A 276-nucleotide genomic window follows, 5' to 3' on the forward strand; every position below is an offset into this window, starting at 1 on the left:
TGCGTGATGCTTCCTGACCAGGTGTCGGTCGACAGCATGGCGGGCGTGTTGCAGGTACCGGCCTGGGGATCCATGTCGGACGTCAGAAAGCCAGTCAGTGCATACGCCCATGCGCTACCGTCGGGTTGCAAAACCCTGTTGAGCGACTGATAGCGGTCCGCTGCATACCCGTACTGCCATTGGCGCGTGGCGCCGTTCGCCGCCTGGATCGTGGCCGAAGCGATGCGATAGGTATCGACATAGGTGAAGGTCAACGCACGACCGTCGCTACCGGTG

General features: G+C 62.0%; 1 protein-coding gene. It reads right to left on the bottom strand.

Annotated elements, in window-relative coordinates:
* The coding region (locus tag ACPYOJ_RS35275) for a hypothetical protein (RefSeq protein ID WP_481420374.1) at positions 1-254 on the bottom strand (254 nt) is incomplete at its 3' end.
* Between the last annotated feature and the right edge of the window lie 22 nt (positions 255-276).

The sequence above is a fragment of the Rhizobium sp. SVR5-9E genome, from assembly GCF_056755095.1.